At 68.5% G+C, this 15,986-nt stretch carries 16 protein-coding genes; 4 read left to right on the forward strand and 12 right to left on the reverse strand.

Going from position 1 to position 15,986, the window contains the following annotated elements:
• Nucleotides 1–134 precede the first annotated feature (134 nt).
• The 3 genes from IEX89_RS21365 to IEX89_RS21375 all read left to right on the forward strand — a co-directional run bounded on the left by IEX89_RS21365 (nt 135) and on the right by IEX89_RS21375 (nt 2,103).
• Nucleotides 135–656 carry a DUF2249 domain-containing protein gene (locus IEX89_RS21365; RefSeq protein ID WP_188915309.1) on the forward strand — a complete coding sequence of 174 codons (522 nt, stop codon included), beginning with the start codon at nt 135–137 and terminating at the stop codon, nt 654–656.
• A 10-nt stretch (nt 657–666) separates the two neighbouring features.
• A complete protein-coding gene (locus IEX89_RS21370; RefSeq protein WP_188915310.1) occupies nt 667–1,317 on the forward strand; it encodes a DUF542 domain-containing protein in 651 nt (216 codons plus the stop codon).
• A gap of 399 nt (nt 1,318–1,716) precedes the next feature.
• Entirely contained in the window at nt 1,717–2,103 is a 387-nt protein-coding gene (locus IEX89_RS21375; RefSeq protein WP_188915311.1) for a hypothetical protein, read from the forward strand.
• On the opposite strand, the gene IEX89_RS24815 is transcribed toward IEX89_RS21375, so the two are convergent.
• The 11 genes from IEX89_RS24815 to IEX89_RS21425 all read right to left on the reverse strand — a co-directional run bounded on the left by IEX89_RS24815 (nt 2,087) and on the right by IEX89_RS21425 (nt 14,514).
• Complete coding sequence (locus IEX89_RS24815) at nt 2,087–2,452, reverse strand: DUF6455 family protein (RefSeq protein ID WP_373290621.1); 366 nt, start codon at nt 2,450–2,452, stop codon at nt 2,087–2,089. The two genes, IEX89_RS21375 and IEX89_RS24815, sit on opposite strands and share 17 nt — an antisense overlap.
• A gap of 149 nt (nt 2,453–2,601) precedes the next feature.
• The gene (locus IEX89_RS21380; RefSeq protein WP_188915312.1) at nt 2,602–2,856 is read right to left on the reverse strand and encodes a hypothetical protein; all 255 of its coding nucleotides are present in this window, start codon (nt 2,854–2,856) and stop codon (nt 2,602–2,604) included.
• Between the two features lie 25 nt (nt 2,857–2,881).
• A complete protein-coding gene (locus tag IEX89_RS21385) occupies nt 2,882–3,124 on the reverse strand; it encodes a hypothetical protein (protein ID WP_188915313.1) in 243 nt (80 codons plus the stop codon).
• Nucleotides 3,121–3,438 carry a hypothetical protein gene (locus IEX89_RS21390; RefSeq protein ID WP_188915314.1) on the reverse strand — a complete coding sequence of 106 codons (318 nt, stop codon included), beginning with the start codon at nt 3,436–3,438 and terminating at the stop codon, nt 3,121–3,123. Before IEX89_RS21390 ends, IEX89_RS21385 begins: the two co-directional genes overlap by 4 nt.
• The gene (locus IEX89_RS21395) at nt 3,435–4,346 is read right to left on the reverse strand and encodes a peptidylprolyl isomerase (protein WP_188915315.1); all 912 of its coding nucleotides are present in this window, start codon (nt 4,344–4,346) and stop codon (nt 3,435–3,437) included. The genes IEX89_RS21390 and IEX89_RS21395 overlap by 4 nt, the downstream gene beginning before the upstream one ends.
• Nucleotides 4,347–4,348: 2 nt before the next feature.
• Nucleotides 4,349–5,137, reverse strand: a complete 789-nt coding sequence (narI, locus tag IEX89_RS21400; protein WP_188915316.1) for a respiratory nitrate reductase subunit gamma — start codon at nt 5,135–5,137, stop codon at nt 4,349–4,351.
• Nucleotides 5,134–5,844, reverse strand: coding sequence for a nitrate reductase molybdenum cofactor assembly chaperone (narJ, locus tag IEX89_RS21405; protein ID WP_188915317.1), 711 nt, complete (start codon nt 5,842–5,844; stop codon nt 5,134–5,136). The genes narI and narJ overlap by 4 nt, the downstream gene beginning before the upstream one ends.
• Nucleotides 5,841–7,367 (reverse strand): nitrate reductase subunit beta, encoded by a 1,527-nt coding sequence (gene narH, locus IEX89_RS21410; RefSeq protein ID WP_188915318.1) that lies wholly within the window; start codon nt 7,365–7,367, stop codon nt 5,841–5,843. The genes narJ and narH overlap by 4 nt, the downstream gene beginning before the upstream one ends.
• On the reverse strand, nt 7,364–11,149 hold the full coding sequence (locus IEX89_RS21415) for a nitrate reductase subunit alpha (protein ID WP_188915319.1): 3,786 nt from the start codon (nt 11,147–11,149) through the stop codon (nt 7,364–7,366). The genes narH and IEX89_RS21415 overlap by 4 nt, the downstream gene beginning before the upstream one ends.
• Nucleotides 11,150–11,168: 19 nt before the next feature.
• Nucleotides 11,169–13,898 carry a nitrate/nitrite transporter gene (locus tag IEX89_RS21420; RefSeq protein ID WP_188915320.1) on the reverse strand — a complete coding sequence of 910 codons (2,730 nt, stop codon included), beginning with the start codon at nt 13,896–13,898 and terminating at the stop codon, nt 11,169–11,171.
• 220 nt (nt 13,899–14,118) lie between these two features.
• Entirely contained in the window at nt 14,119–14,514 is a 396-nt protein-coding gene (locus tag IEX89_RS21425) for a hypothetical protein (protein WP_188915321.1), read from the reverse strand.
• Between the two features lie 198 nt (nt 14,515–14,712).
• On the opposite strand from IEX89_RS21425, the gene IEX89_RS21430 reads away from it, so the two are divergent.
• Nucleotides 14,713–15,075 (forward strand): hypothetical protein, encoded by a 363-nt coding sequence (locus tag IEX89_RS21430; RefSeq protein ID WP_188915322.1) that lies wholly within the window; start codon nt 14,713–14,715, stop codon nt 15,073–15,075.
• Nucleotides 15,076–15,182: 107 nt separating this feature from the next.
• Here IEX89_RS21430 and IEX89_RS21435 read toward each other — a convergent pair whose 3' ends face one another.
• Nucleotides 15,183–15,929 carry a cyclic nucleotide-binding domain-containing protein gene (locus tag IEX89_RS21435; RefSeq protein WP_188915323.1) on the reverse strand — a complete coding sequence of 249 codons (747 nt, stop codon included), beginning with the start codon at nt 15,927–15,929 and terminating at the stop codon, nt 15,183–15,185.
• Nucleotides 15,930–15,986 lie beyond the last annotated feature (57 nt).

The raw sequence follows: 15,986 nt of genomic DNA on the forward strand, positions 1-15,986 counted from the left end.
ACCAAGTCAAGGGGGACGATGCTCGATCGGAGGCGCCCGCACGGAAGTGGAGATCGCCCCTGCTCTCTTTGCGCTCCGGCAACGTCCCCGACGCCGTCGTCGGGCAATGGTCGGGATGAAGGGAGCACCCGACCATGGCGACATTGACAGATTGCACCAGCCTCGCGGAGGCGCTCGAAACCGACGAGCGGATCTACGATCGTTTCGTCGCGGCGGGCTCCGCGTTCCAGCGCCTCGCCAAGGTCGTCATGCGCGAGGACACGGCCGGCCGGCTGACGCTCGCCGACATCGCGCGGATGGGCGGCGTTCCGCTCGCATCCGTCCTGCCGGACGCCGAGAGCGTGTCGGAGCGCACGCTCTCCCGCCAGTCCCGACCGACGCCGGTCGCAGCCGTCTTCGACGCGCGCCCGATGCTTGCGGCCGGCTTCGAGCCGCTGCCGTCGATACTCGACTTCGTCGAGGAGCTCGCGCCGGGATCGTCCTTCGCGGTCGAGGCCTCGTTCGAGCCCAAGCCGCTCGTGCGGCTGTTCGAAGGACGCGGCTACTCGGCCAATTCGCAGGCGCTCGCAGCCGATCATTGGCGCGTCGAATTCCAACCGGCCATCGAGGAGACGGACGCGTGCCTTCCCCTCGGCGCGCCATCAGCCCAGCCTTGAAAGGGCAGCCATGACCACCCTCGCAGAGACACAGACCCTCACCCTGGCCGAGCGCAGCGTCGGCGAGATCGCGACGAGCGTTCCCGGCGCGACCGCAATCTTCCGCAAGTTCAAGCTGTCCTTCTGCTGCGGCGGCGAAGCGCCCCTGGCGCAGGCGGCCGCCGAGCGCGGGATCCCGCTCGAGACGCTGCTCGCCGAGCTGTCCGCTCTCGACGCCGTCATCCCTGCGGCCGATCCGGCCGACAAGGGCCGCATCGCGCAGCACGTCGCCGAGCGCTTCCATGCGGCTCACCGCCGCGAGCTGCCCGAGCTGATCCGGCTCGCCCGAAAGGTCGAGCGGGTCCACGGCGATCACGAGCAGGCGCCGCACGGCCTCGCCGACACGCTCGAGGATCTCGTCGCCACCCTCGCCGATCAGATGGAGCTGGAGGAGACAACGCTGTTCCCGGCCTTGTCCGCGGGAGATTCGTCCCGCCAGGAGGAGATTACCGCGGAACATGCGGCGGTAGAGCGCGCGCTGCACGACCTCGAGCACTTGACCGACGGTTTCGCTCCGCCTCCGGGAGCCTGCCGCTCCTGGCAGGCGCTCTATCTCGGGGGCGCCAAGCTCGCCGACGACCTGCGCGCCCACCTCGCCCTGGAGCGCAGCCTCGTCGCCTGAGGCCGAACCGCGACGAGTGCTGTTCGCCGTCACGCGCACGCACACCTCAGGAACCGCCCGGAATGGCAGCGGGCGGCACTATTCGCCAGATTGACGGCGTACGGCCAGCGAGCCCAAGAAGGAGAAACTAGGTGAGTGATCCGGAACGACCGCCGAATCCGCTCGACGAAACGCCCGGCCCCGGGGCTCGGCCCCTGCCGGCGGGCTCGCCGAAACGGCCGGAGGACCCCGGCAAGCCGGCGCCGGACGACGCCGGGCCGAGCGGCGTGCCAGAGGCCCCTCCGGCGGATCAGAAGGATCCGCACGGAGATGACGAGGATCATGGGTCCTGACACGTGCAAGATGTCGACAATCCAGCCGGCGAGACGCTCTCGCCGGCCGCACGATGAGAGATGCTCCATGGCTTCGAACGACTTCGACGCGCTGATCGAGACGGCACTCGGCGAGAGCGGGGGGGCGCGGCTCCTCCTCGTGCTCCTAAGGTCTGAGACCGACGCACAGACGAGCGGCAGCGGCAGCCTCACGCCGGTTCTCGCCAACGACGTCGTGGTGGAGGCGGGAGTCGACCTCGATGCCGTGGTCCGTCAGGCCGACCTCGTCGGGTTGCCGTGGGACTTGATCATGGCCGCCGTCCTCACCGATCCGACGGGCAATGTCCCATCGAGCGCGGCCGCCGAGCCCCACCTGAAGAAGATGGCCGACGATCTCATGCGCAGCGGCGACGTGTCCCGCTACGCGGTGTTCGATCGGACGGGCAATCGACTGTCGATCAGCCGCGCCCACTGACCGGCGAGTACTCCCCTTCCGGCCTGTCTGCAGGTCCGCGCGCGGCGGCACGCGCGAAGAAGGCTCGGTTCGGGCAGAAGGGCGGCGCCGCGCCAGGCTCCGTCGCCCCGTCGCGCCGGGCGAGCCAGGCCTCGCACGCGCCCGCCGCCGGGCACAGCAGGCAGGCCGTGCGCGCCTCTGCGAAGGCGCGACCGCCATCCGGGACGAGGCCGTGCTCGGGCCGGAGGCCTACCGACGCGCACATGGCGTCGAACAAGGCGTTGTGCTTCAGGACGCGGCGGACCCGCGGCCGCAGCGGTCGCGCCGCGATCACAGGACACCGCCCGACAAGACGAGATACGCCGTCCACTTGACGACGACGAGCCCGGCGAGGGCCAGCGTCAGCTTCCGCTCCATCGATACGCTCCCTGGCAGCGACACCGTCGAGAGGTAGGTTGGTAGGACCGCCCGCGGCGGGCGTTGCGCCAGCGCAAGGTGCGACGGTTCAGGGGCGGCGGCTCATCGCGTGGCCGGCGCATTCTCAAGCGCGCCCGCGGGCGCGGTCGTCACCGGCGCGACGGGCCTCACCTGATAGAGGCGCCAGCTCCAGAAGGCGAAGGCGACCGCGAGGATCGCGACCAGGACGAGCCCCGCGATCGCCTGCCCTTGCCCCGGCCCGCCACGCCGCTTGCCCACGAAGCCGACGGCGACGACGATCAGCGCCACCAGCGCGAGGGCCATCAGCGCCCAGACGATTTCTCCGATGCCTATCACCAGCCATCTCCCTCCCGGCTCGTGCTCAAAGGAGAAGCCAAATCGTGATCAGGATGCCCCCGATCACTACCGCGGCCCAGACGTATGGCCACCAGCGGCCCTCCTCGCGCTGGACCGAGGCCGACTCCGCCGGCCCGGGGGTGCGCCGAGTCGTGTCGTGGGTCTCGTCCGTGCGCCGCTTCAGGGCGGGGTTGAGCCCGGGATCGTTCTGCGGGCGGCCTCCCGGGTCCGTCGGCAGGTCTCCCGTGTTCTTCGGATCAGAGCTCATGATCGGGCCTCCTGGTCGGTGGTCGTCGTGGCCGTCTCGTCCGCGGCGAGCCGCCAGGCGATGATGTCGGCGAGGCAGGCGAGGCCCGGATCGTCCGTTCGACGCAGCCCCGAGGTCATGGAAGCCCATTCCTCCTCGCGCGCATGGCGCTCGAACGCGGTGAAGGAGGCGCGGGCGAAGCCGGCGAGCGTCTCGCCGGCGGCGCGCGCCGCCTCTTCGGCGCGCACGGCGAGTGCGGGCTCGTTGTGCGCGAGCCACGCCGCGAGCTCGCCGTCGGCCCGACGGGCGGCGGCGAGGAGATCGCCCAGCATCATCGCGCGTCCCCCGCGCCGGCGGGAATCCGGGACAGCTGGACGCCCTCGATGTTCGCGCGCGCGACGAGTTCCGCTACGTAGTCCGACGCGGCCTGCGACCAGCTGCGCGCTTCCAGCATGTCGGCGATGCGCTCGCGAACGGCTTCGAACGGCAGCACCCGTCCCGCGATGCGGCGGTGGAGCCGGACCGCATGCCAGCCGAAGCGGGACCGGACCGGCTCGCGATGGGTCTCGCCCTCGCTCAGGCTCTCGACGACGACCGCGAGCGAGGGAGCGATCTCGCGCAGGCGCACCTGCCCGAGCGAGCCGTCCTGCTTCGCCGAGGGGCAGGTCGACAGGCCGCGCGCCGCCTCCGCGAAGGCGGCCGGGTCGTCCCCGACCTCCGCGATGAGCGCGCGCACGGTCTCCTCCGCTTCGGCGGAGGCGGCGTCGGCGTCGCCGTCCGGCTCGATCAGCACGTGCGAGACCTCGAACAGGTCGGGTGTGCGGAAGCGGTGCGCATTCTCGTCGTAGAAGCGCCGCTCTTCGTCGCCCGCGACGGGAACCACCTCGATGCGGGCTTCCAGGAGCGCGCGGATCAGGGCGTCGTCCTCGGGCTCGTGGTCGTCCGCCTCGGTCGCGAGGCCGAGACGTTTCGCCTCCCCGAGAAGCAGCGCGCGCACGATCAGCGCGCGGGCCGCTTCGCCCCAGGCCGTCTGCGGATCGGACGCGGGATGGTTCTGCATCTCGCGCGCGATGGCCTCCGGCGAGATCTCGACCCCTTCGACGCGCACCGGCGCGACGTCGAGGGGTGGCGGCGGCTCGGACGCCGGCCCGCCGCCGCAGCCGCCGCTGCTGCAGGCCTCGGGCATCGTCGGCGCCGGGCGTCGCGTCGTTGCGCGATGGTCGATCTCGATGCGATGGGCCATGGCTATTGTCCACTCTCGGCCTGGCTGCGCATCGTCGTCTGGCCGCCGTAGGTCGGCGCCGCTCCGGGCTCTCCGTGGGAAGGCGCGTAGTGCGGACGCTTCAGCGCGGAGAGCTGGCGCACGATCTGGTAGCCGGGCCTGAACAGGAACCAGATCGGGGCGCTCCAGATATGGACGAGCCGGGTGAAGGGCGTGATCAGGAACAGCGTCAGCCCGAGGATGATGTGCAGCTTGTAGACGAGCGCCACCTCCGAGATCAGCGTGGCCGCCGTCGGATCGAAGCGCATGAGCCCGCTTGCCCAGCCCATGAACAGGACCATCTCCTCGCCGGACAGATGCTGCATCGTCCACCAGGTGGTGGCGACGCCGACGACGAGCTGCAGCCACAGCAGGGTCAGCACCGCGATGTCGCCGAAGGACGAGGAGCGCCGGATGCGCGGCTCGAACAACCGGCGATGGAGCAGCAGCGACGTTCCGACGAGCGCCGCAATGCCGGCGATCCCGCCCACCACGAGGGCGGCGAGCTGCTTGAAGCCGTGCGTGATCCCGAAGGCGTCGAAGACGCCGATCGGCGTCAGGAGCCCGATGAAGTGCCCCACCAGCAGGACGAGCAGGCCCATGTGCATCAGGTTCGAGCCGATCGTCAGCTGACGGCGCCGCAGGAACTGGCTCGACTGCGAGCGCCAGCTGTACTGGTCCTTGTCGAACCGCAGAATGCTCCCGAAAACGAGCACGGTCACCGCCAGATACGGGTACCAGCCGAAGGCGAGCTGGTTGATGAAGGCGTTCATGAGCGCTCTCCTTCGTGGCCGCGCGCGGCGGTGGAGGGGGGACGGCGCCCCGACCTGATCTTCGCGACGATCCCGGTGGGTCCGCCCATCTCGTGGGGTGTGGAGAAGGTGACGGGCGCCTCCTCCCATTCGGCGTCGATGTCAGCCGCATCGTCCGACGCGGCGCTCTCCTCGAGCCCGGCCAGCGCATCGGCGTCGACCTTCCCCGCGGCGAGCCCGACGACGGCCCGAAGCACGGCGGCATAGGGCGTGGCCCGCGACTCGAGCCGCTCGGCGAGGGCGACGAAGACGTGCAGCGGCTCGGCCAGGAACGCGCGCGCCTCGCGCGGAGGCAGGCAGGAGGCGAACTCCAGGAAGACGGGGATGAAGTCGGGAAGCTCTGTGGAACTCATCAGGGATCCATGGCTCGCATAGTGCTCGCCGAGGTCGATCATGGCCTGGCCGCGCTCGCGGCTGTCCCCATGCACGTGCTCGAAGATGTGGAGCGACAGCGAACGCGAGCGGTCGAACAGCTCGCTGTAGGCGGCCTGGGCGGCGAGCAGATCCTGCGTCTCGAGGGTGGAGAGCAGCGGCTCGAGCGCCGCCCTCGCTTTTCGATCGAGCGCGCCCTCGGCCGCGAGCGCGGTTCGGATCTCCCCGACATGCGCCAGGAGCTCCGATGAGGGATAGGCGAGGAGCGCGGAGAGCGCGCGGAGGGTCGTTCTCATGTCGGCACATCCATGAAGGGCTTGCGCGGCGTATGCTTCGCGCCGCCGAAGAGGTTGGTCTTCGTCGAGCCGTTGGTTCCTTCCCGGAACCCGAAGCCCGTCGAGCCGCGCAGCGCGTAGGCGTCCTCCTCGAGCTCGCGGTGGGTGGTGGGGATCACGTAGCGGTCCTCGTAGGCCGCGAGCGCCATGATCCGGTACATCTCCTCGATGATCTCGGGCGTGAGGCCGACGCGCTCGGCGATCGCCGGCTCGACCTTCCCTTGAACGCTGCGGGCGCGCATGTAGGCCCGCATGGCAAGCATGCGCTCCAGCGCCCGTACGATGGGCTCCTCGTCACCCGCGGTCAGGAGGTTCGCGAGGTAGCGCATGGGGATACGCAGCGAACCCACATCCGGCATGCCGTCCTTGGCCGACATCTTGCCGGCCTCGGCCGCCGACTGGATCGGCGAGAGCGGGGGCACGTACCAGACCATCGGCAGCGTGCGGTATTCCGGGTGGAGCGGGAAGGCGATCTTCCAGTCCACCGCCATCTTGTAGACCGGCGAGCGCACGGCGGCTTCGAGCCATTGCTCCGGCACGCCGTCGATGCGCGCCTGCTCGCACACCTGCGGGTCGTTCGGATCGAGGAAGATGCCGAGCTGCGCCGGGTAGAGGTCCTTCGGGTCCTCGACCGACGCCGCCGCCTCGATCCGGTCCGCGTCGTAGAGCACCACGCCGAGATAGCGGATGCGGCCGACGCAGGTCTCCGAGCAGACGGTGGGCTGGCCGGTCTCGATGCGCGGGTAGCAGAAGATGCACTTCTCGGATTTGCCGGAAGACCAGTTGTAGTAGATCTTCTTGTACGGGCAGCCGGAGACGCACATGCGCCAGCCGCGGCACTTCTCCTGGTCGATCAAAACGATCCCGTCCTCGGCGCGCTTGTAGATCGCTCCCGAGGGGCAGGACGCCAGGCAGGACGGGTTGAGGCAGTGCTCGCACAGCCGCGGGAGATACATCATGAAGGTCTTCTCGAATTCTCCGTAGATCTCCTTCTCGATGCCTTCGAAGTTGTAATCGTGAGAGCGCTTTTCGAACTCGCCGCCGAGCATGTCCTCCCAATTGCCGCTCCACTCGATCTTCTCGATGACCTCGCCAGTGAGCAGCGAGCGCGGCTTGGCGGAGGGCTGGGCCTGGAGCTCGGGGGCGTTCTGCAGCCACTCGTACTCGAACGTGTAGGGCTCGTAGAAGTCGTCGATCTCGGGCAGATGCGGATTGGCGAAGATCTTGGCGAGGATGCGCCATTTCGAGCCCTGGCGCGGGACGATCTTGCCCCGCTTGTTGCGGACCCAGCCGCCCTGCCAGCGCTTCTGGTTCTCCCAATCCTTCGGGTAGCCGATGCCGGGCTTCGTTTCGACGTTGTTGAACCAGACGTACTCGACGCCTTCGCGGTTGGTCCAGACGTTCTTGCAGGTGATCGAGCAGGTATGGCAGCCGATGCACTTGTCGAGGTTCAGCACCATTGCGATCTGAGCGCGCACTCTCATCGGGCAGCCTCCTTCTCGCCGGGGGCGCCGGTGCCCCAGTCGGCGGTTCCGCCGGGGACGTCCGCACTGTCGTCGGCCGCCTTGTCGAACCAGTTGATCGCGCTCATCTTCCGCACCACGACGAACTCGTCGCGGTTGGCGCCGACCGTCCCGTAATAGTTGAAGCCGTACGCGAGATGCGCGTAGCCGCCGATCATGTGCGTCGGCTTCATGTTGATGCGCGTGACCGAGTTGTGGATGCCGCCGCGCTGGCCGGTGACTTCGGAGCCCACGGTGTTCACCAGCTTCTCCTGCGCGTGGTACATGATGCAGGAGCCGGGCCGGATGCGTTGCGAGACGATCGCGCGGGCGGTGAGCGCGCCGTTGACGTTGAAGGCCTCGATCCAGTCGTTGTCGACGATGCCCGCCACCTTCGCGTCGTCCTCGCTGATCCACACCGCCGGCCCGCCGCGGTTGAGGCTGAGCATGATCAGGTTCTCGGCATAGGTGGAGTGGATGCCCCATTTCTGGTGCGGCGTGAGGAAGTTGAGCAGGATCTCCGTATTGCCGTTGGGGAGCTTGCCCAGGACCTGATGCACGGTCCGTGTGTCGATCGGCGGGCGCCAGGTGATGAAGCTCTCGCCGAAGGCCCGCATCCACTGATGGTCCTGGTAGAGCTGCTGACGGCCCGACAGCGTGCGCCACGGGATCAGCTCGTGGACGTTCGTGTAGCCGGCGTTGTAGCAGACCTTCTCCGACTCGAGGCCCGACCAGATCGGCGAGGAGATGATCTTGCGCGGCTGCGAGACCACGTCGCGGAAGCGGATCTTCTCCTCCTCCTTGCCCTCGGCGAGATGCGCATGCTCCCGCCCGGTCGCCTTGGAGAGCGCCTCCCAGGCCTTCACCGCCACCTCGCCGTTCGTCTCCGGCGCGAGCATCAGGATCGTCTCGCAGGCGTCGATGTCGGTGTCGACCTTGGGCCGCCCGGCGGTGGGACCGGTCGCGATCCGGCCGTTGAGGTCTCCGAGGTTGGCCACCTCGCGCTCGGTGTTCCAGTTGAGCCCCTTCGCCCCGTTGCCGAGCTTCTCCAGCGCCGGGCCGAGGGAGGTGAACCGGGCGAAGACGTCCGGATAGTTGCGCTCGACGAGCGCCACCGACGGCATCGTCTTCCCGGGGATCGGCTCGCACTCGCCCTTGGCCCAGTCCTTCGGGTCGTAGGCCTGGGCGAGCTCGCCGGGGGTGTCGTGCTGGATCGGCGTGAGCACCACGTCGTGCTCGACGCCGAGCACCTCGGGGGCGACCTCCGAGAACTTCTTGGCGATGCCGCGGAAGATCGCCCAGTCCGATTTCGCCCCCCAGACCGGATCCACCGCCGCCGTGAGCGGATGGATGAAGGGGTGCATGTCGGACGTGTTGAGGTCGTGCTTTTCGTACCAGGTCGCAGTGGGGAGCACGATGTCGGAGTAGACGCTCGTCGTCGACATGCGGAAGTCGATGTTGACCATCAGGTCGAGCTTGCCGACGGGCGCCTCCTCCCGCCAGACGACGTCGTCTGGACGCACGAGACCCTCCGCGTCCTCGGTGCCGACCACGCCGTGCAGCGAGCCGACGAGGTGCTTGAGGAAGTACTCGTGCCCTTTGCCGCTCGCGCCGAGCACGTTCGAGCGCCAGAAGAACATGTTGCGCGGCCAATTGCGGGGGTTGTCCGGATCGGTGTTGGCGAAGGCGAGCGAGCCGTCCTTCAGCCCCGCGGCGACCGCCTCCCCGGGATTGGCGCCCTCCTCGGAGAGGCGCTTGCCGAGATCGAGGGGATTGGTCGAAAGCTGCGGCGCGGACGGAAGCCAGCCCATGCGCTCGGCGCGCACGTTGAAGTCGATCATCGCGCCCGACCAGTCGCCCGCGGGCGCGATCGGGGAGAGAATCTCCGAGACGTGGAGCGACTCGTAGCGCCATTGGTCGGTGTGCGCGTACCAGAAGCTCGTGCCGTTCATCTGCCGGGGCGGGCGCGACCAGTCAAGCGCGAAGGCGAGCGGCAGCCAGCCGGTCTGCGGGCGCAGCTTCTCCTGGCCGACGTAGTGCGCCCAGCCGCCTCCGGACTGGCCCACGCAGCCGCACATCACGAGCAGCGCGATGATGCCGCGGTAGCTCATGTCCATGTGGTACCAGTGGTTCAGCCCCGCCCCGAGGATGACCATGGATCGGCCGTTGGTGTCCTCCGCGTTCTGGGCGAACTCGCGGGCGACCTGGATGATGGCCTGGCGCGGCACGCCCGTCACGCGCTCGGCCCAGGCTGGCGTGAAGGGCACGTCGTCGTCGTAGCTCGAAGCCACGTTGGCGCCGCCGAAGCCGCGGTCGAGCCCGTAATTGGCGCAGTAGAGATCGAAGACGGTGGCGACCTGCGCCGTGGTTCCGTCAGCGAGCGCGACTTGCTTGACCGGCACGTTGCGCATCAGCACACGGTCGTGGTCGGTCGCGACGAAATCGTGCGGCGCGGTGGAGCCGAAATAGGGGAAGGCGACGGAGGCGACGGCGTCGTGGTCGGGCGCGAGCGTCGTGCGCAGGCGCACCTCCTTGCCGCTGCCGTCCTTCTCCTCGAGGTTCCACTTGCCCGGATCGCCCCAGCGATGGCCGGCGGAGCCGTGCGGCGCGACGAGCACGCCCGAGAGCTCGTCGAGGGCCACGGGCTTCCAGTCCGGGTTGACCTTCTCGCCGAGCGCGCCCTTCAGGTCGGCCGCGCGCAGGAGCCTGTCCGGGACGATCTTGCCGTCCCGCTCGACGAGCTTCACGAGGAGCGGGAAATCCGAGTAGCGGCGGGCGTATTCCGCGAAATACGGAACCGTCCGGTCGAGGTGATACTCGCGCAGCACGACGTGGCCGAAGGCCAGCGCCAGGGCGGCGTCGGTGCCCTGCTTGGGATGAAGCCAGAGATCCGAGAACTTCGCTGCCTCGTTGAAGTCCGGCGCGATCACCACGCTCTTGGCACCGCGATAGCGCACCTCCGAATAGAAGTGCGCGTCCGGCGCCCGCGTCATCGGGACGTTCGAGCCCCAGACCAGCAGGAAGCCGGCATTGTACCAGTCGGCGCTCTCGGGAACGTCGGTCTGCTCGCCCCAGGTCTGCGGCGAGGAGGGCGGCAGGTCGCAATACCAGTCGTAAAAGCTCAAGAGCGCCCCGCCGATGAGCGAGAGATAGCGGCTGCCCGCCGCGTAGGAGATCATCGACATGGCTGGGATAGGCGAGAAGCCGGCGATGCGGTCCGGGCCGTACTCGCGGATCGTGTAGGCGTTCGCCGCCGCGATGATCTCGTCGACCTCGTCCCAGCCGACCCGGACGAAGCCGCCCCGCCCGCGCCGCGACACCCAGTCCCGCCGCTTCTCGGTGTCCTGCACGATGGAGCGCCAGGCCGCGACGGGGGCCATCGTCTCGCGCGCCTTGCGCCAGTGGCGCACGAGGCGCTCGCGCACGAGCGGATATTTGATCCGGGTTCCCGAATAGAGATACCAGCTGTAGCTCGCCCCGCGTGGGCAGCCCCGCGGCTCGTGGTTGGGGAGATCGGGCCGGGTGCGCGGGTAGTCGGTCTGCTGCGTCTCCCAGGTGACGATCCCGCCCTTGACGTAGATCTTCCACGAGCACGAGCCGGTGCAGTTCACGCCGTGCGTCGAACGCACGATCTTGTCCGCGGCCCAGCGCTTGCGGTAGGCGTCCTCCCACTCCCGGCTCTCGCGCGTCGTGACCCCGTGCCCGCCCGAGAACGTGTCCGTCTCTCTCCTGAAATACGTGAGGCGATCGAGAAAATGGCTCATTGAGCGCTCCTTGGGGATTTCAGGACGAGGTCGTCTCGGTGGCGCGGGGCGGCTGGCCCCGCTCGAGGTCGTGGAGGATGCCGCGCGGGCCGCTGTAGACGGCCCACGTGATCGCCGCGCAGGAGACGTAGAAGGCGAGGAAGCCCCACAGGGCGGCGTTGGCTTCGCCCGTCAGGTCGATCGACGAGCCGTAGGCCTTGGGGATGTAGAAGGCGCCGTAGGCGGCGATGGCCGAGGTGAAGCCGATAATCGCGGCCGATTCCCGGTCCGCCTGCTTGCGCCGCTCGGGCTCGGTGAGATCGCCCGCGGTGCGCTCCATCTCGCGGCGCATGATCCCCGGGATCATCTGGAAGGTCGACGCGTTGCCGACGCCGCTGATGAAGAAGAGCGCCAGCACCATGCCGAAGAAGCCCCAGAAGGCGTGCGCCTCGAGGAACCAGATCATGCCCAAAATCGCGAGGATCTGCCCGATGAAGACCCAGAAGGTGACGCGCGCGCCGCCGAGCCTGTCGGCGATCCAGCCGGTGCCAGCGCGAGAGAGCGCGCCGACGAGGGGGCCGAGGAAAACGAGGTTCAGGACGTCCATCTCGGGGAAGACCAACCGGGCGAGCAGCGGAAAGCCCGCGGACATGCCGATGAACGTCCCGAAGGTGCCGGTATAGAGCCAGCACATGATCCAGGTATGCGCCCGGCGGAAGATCGAGGCCTGATCGGCGAAGGACGAGCGCGCGCTCATAATATCGTTCATGCCGAACCAGGCGGCGACGACGCCCACCAGAATGAACGGGATCCAGACGAAGCCCGCGTTCTGCATCCACAGCTGCTCGCCGGTCTCGGTCACCTGTGGAGCGCCGCTCAACGCGCCGAAGAGGCCCACCGTGATCGCGATCGGCACGAGCCCTTGCATCACGCTGACGCCGAGATTGCCGAGGCCGGCATTGATGGCGAGCGCGTTGCCCTTCTCGCGCTTCGGGAAGAAGAAGCTGATGTTGGCCATCGAGGAGGCGAAGTTGCCGCCGCCGAAGCCGCACAGGAGCGCGAGCACGAGGAAGATCAGGAACGGCGTCTGCGGGTCCTGGACCGCGTAGCCGATGCCGAAGGCGGGGATGAGCAGGGATGCCGTCGAGATGGTGGTCCACAGCCGCCCGCCGAAGATCGGCACCAGGAAGGCGTAGAAGATGCGCAGGGTCGCGCCCGAGAGCCCCGGGACCGCCGCGAGCCAGAACAGCTGAGCGGTGGTGAAGTCGAAGCCGATCGCCGGCAGGCGGGCGACGACGACGCTCCAGACCATCCACACCGCGAACGAGAGCAGGAGGCAGTAGGTCGAGATCCAGAGGTTCCGGCGCGCGACGGGGCGCCCGGTCTCCTCCCAGAAGCGCTGGTCCTCCGGCCTCCACTCGGCGAGGACGCCGGCGCGACGCGGCGGATGCGTGGTTCCGGGCTCGCCCATGCCCTCCAGCTCGGGAAGCTCGGGGAGCGCTTCGAGCGAGCCCGCCACGGCCGCGCGGCGCTCCATGCGCCGGACCGCGAGGTGCATCCAAACGAAGGCGATCGCGACGAGAAGGAACAGGAGCGCGAACGAGCTCGTCCAGATGCCGGTGAGATCGTTCAGGACGCCGAAGGCGAGCGGCAGCACGAAGCCGCCGAGCCCGCCGATCATGCCGACGAGGCCGCCCACCGCGCCGACGTGGTTGGGGTAGTAGGCCGGGATGTGCTTGTAGACCGCGGCCTTGCCCAGGCTCATGAAGAAGCCGAGCACGAAGATCAGGACCACGAAGGGAACGAGACCCATCGCGGTGCGGAAGGTGATCGTCTGGTTGACGCCCTCGATCATGTAGGTGGTGGGCGGATAGGACAGCATGAAGCAGCACAAAGCCGCCACGCCGAAGGTCCAGTACAGCACCGAGCGCGCGCCGTACCGGTCCGACAGCCGGCCGCCGTAGACGCGAAACACGCTGGCTGGAACCGAGTAGAAGGCGGCGAGCATGCCGGCCGACTTGATGTCGAGGCCGTAAACGCCGACGAGGTATCGCGGCAGCCAGAGCGCGAGCGCGACGAAGCCGCCGAAGACGAAGAAGTAGTACAGCCCAAAGCGCCAGACCTGGATGTTCCTCAGCACCGCGAGCTGATCGCCGGCCGACGCCCGCGGCTTGCCGGCTCGCGCCTGCTGCTGGGGGTCCTCCTTCGTGAAGAGGAGGAACAGGACCGCCACGACGAGCAGCGCCGCCGCCCAGATCTGCGCCACGCCCTGCCATCCGACGGCGACCATCACGAACGGCGCCACGAACTTCGTCACCGCCGCGCCGACGTTGCCGGCGCCGAAGATTCCCAGCGCCGTCCCCTGCTGCCCCTGCGGATAGAACCGCGAGACGTAGGCGACGCCCACCGAGAACGAGCCGCCTGCGAGGCCGACGCCGAGCGCCGCGAGGAGAAGGAAGGGATAGGTGCTCGCTTGAGCTGTCAGGAAGGTCGCGATGGCGGAGAGGACCATGACCCCGGCGAACAGGCGCCGTCCACCGAACTGATCGGACCAGACGCCCAGCACGAGCCGCGACAGCGAGCCGGTCAGGATCGGCGTGCCGATGAGAAGGCCGAACTGCGTCTCGGACAGGCCCAGCTCGTCCTTGATGCCGAGCCCGATGATGGAAAAGATCGTCCAGACCGCGAAGCAGGCGGTGAAAGCCCCTGTGCTGACCCAGAGTGCGCGAGACGCGCCATCGTGAGGGCGGTCGGGAGCCGGCTCCGTCATTCCGCAAGCTCGCTTGCTGCTCTCATCCCGTCACCCACTCCCGGCATGCTTCGAGGCGCGGACCGTCGCATCGGCTGGCCTGAGCCTCGCCGAGTGCCGCTCGGGTCCGAGCGCGGGGGATCTTTCGAGACAACGGAGCAGAGGGCGTATACGTTCCCAAAGTAGTAACCCGGTCGGGATAACTGCCTAGGTCCAGAGAGAGCTGTCGCTCATCCGGACGCTATCGCTCGGTCGCGCCCCACCAGGATTGCGCCTCGAGCATCGCGAGCGAGGCGGCGTTGGGGCAGGTGTGTTGGTAGACCGCGCGCGCGACGCCGCGGTCGAGATGCTTTCTGCAGGCGCGCACGGTCAGGCAGGTCGAGCAGGTGGCGCTCATGTCGCGCATGAGGACCGGCTCGCGCGCCTTCACGGCCTCGGGGTCGAGCCGGAGCGCTGCGAGCATCCGGTGCAGCTCACGGCCGGCCTGCGGCCCCCTTGCCGCGATCCGTTCCAGAGCGTCCCGGCCAAGGCCCAGATCCCGAGCGAGCGCCTCGCGCTCCGTGGTATCCATCGCAAGCACGGACCCTTCCCGCGCGCGGCCCGTCCACCAGCTGAGAATGTCGACCATCACGCTCATGATGCGCTCCTCCTAAACGTCGGCACTCTACCGGGCCGGCGGCTTCGACGCGTTGCGCCAGCGCAACCTCGTCGGCAGGGGCGAGCACATCCGCGCGATGATGCGGTGAGGTTGCCTTGGAACAAGGTCGAACCGTCCGATTCGGTGGGATCGTATAGGTGGGTCCGAGACGACACCGCGGGCCGATGGAGGACTCCGGTGACCGTTGTCGACCTGCCCGTCCGGGCTCTTTCGGCCGAAGCACCCGGCTCCGCGCTCAAGCGGGTGCGCGCCGTCATCGCCAGCATCGATTTGAGCTGCGAGTGCAAGGCTCGGCTGGAGAGCGCGCTCGATCGCTTCTCGGCGCTCGAGGAGAACCGAGCACGCCGGGAGGCGCTCGCCACGGCGCGCGACGAGCGCGAGCGCATCGCGCTGCTCCTGCAGCTCCTCGCGGAACTCGACGAGCTCCCCCTGGCCGAGCCGGACGGCAGCGTCTACCGCGAACTCGAGTTCCTGTTTCGCGACGTCGCGGCGGCGGCGGAGCGAGGTGCGCAGGCCGTGTCTCGAGCGGGCGAAAGCTGAGAAAAAGACAGCGCCTGAAGACGGAGAGACGCCCCCCTCCTTATCAGCGCCCCGTCGATCGGCACGCGCACTCTATGGTCGGGCGAAAGCACCGCGGCACGGTGTACTCAGTCTAAAGAGGCCACAGGGGGGAGGCCGACGCCTCTGCTCGCGCCATCGGGGTCGGGGCCGTCGATCAGCCAGTCGGGCTTGGCCAGGGCCGCGAGCATTGCGCGGTCGGTGATCGTGACGCGCGAGCCGTCGAGCTTCAGGCCGTAATCCTCCAGCGACTTGAGCGCGCGGCTCAGGTTCTCGGGCGTCATCCCGAGATAGCTCGCGAGTAATCGTTTCTCGACAGGAAGGGCAAAGGTATCCAAGTCCCCGGCCTGGCGGGATTGCCGGAGCAGGTACGAGGCGATTCGCTCGCGTGACGTGCGCAGCTTCAGGCCCTTGGCGTGCCGAACGACGGCGCGGTAAGCGCCTGCGAGTTCTTGTATAACCGATACCGCGAACTCGGCATCGCGGCGGAAGATGGCCCGCAGATCCGATGCAGGAAGGCGAACGAGGCGCACGTGCTCCAGGGCGCGCGCCGACATGAGGTAGGGCGCGTCGCGGATGCAGGCTGCGAGAATGAAGGTGCCCGCCGGACCGATGACCGCCATCGTGGTTTCGCGCCCTTCCCATCGAGCGTAGAGTTCAACCGATCCTTCCATCACGACATGAAGGTAGTCCGCTGGCGCGCCCTGCTGGATCAAGCCGTCGCCAGCGGCGCAACTGTTGGTGCCGGCGCTCTGCATGAGCGCATCGAAGCTCGCCAGCATCATGTCGCGAAAGAGAGGGAGATGGCGGATTTCCTGGAGTTCGTCGGGATGCATGCTCGCCCAGGCGGTTCGTCGCCCGATATCTCTTCATCCGGAAGCCGCGCATTGCAA

The sequence above is a fragment of the Salinarimonas ramus genome (assembly GCF_014645695.1).
In the GTDB taxonomy this organism is placed as follows: Bacteria; Pseudomonadota; Alphaproteobacteria; order Rhizobiales; family Beijerinckiaceae; genus Salinarimonas; species Salinarimonas ramus.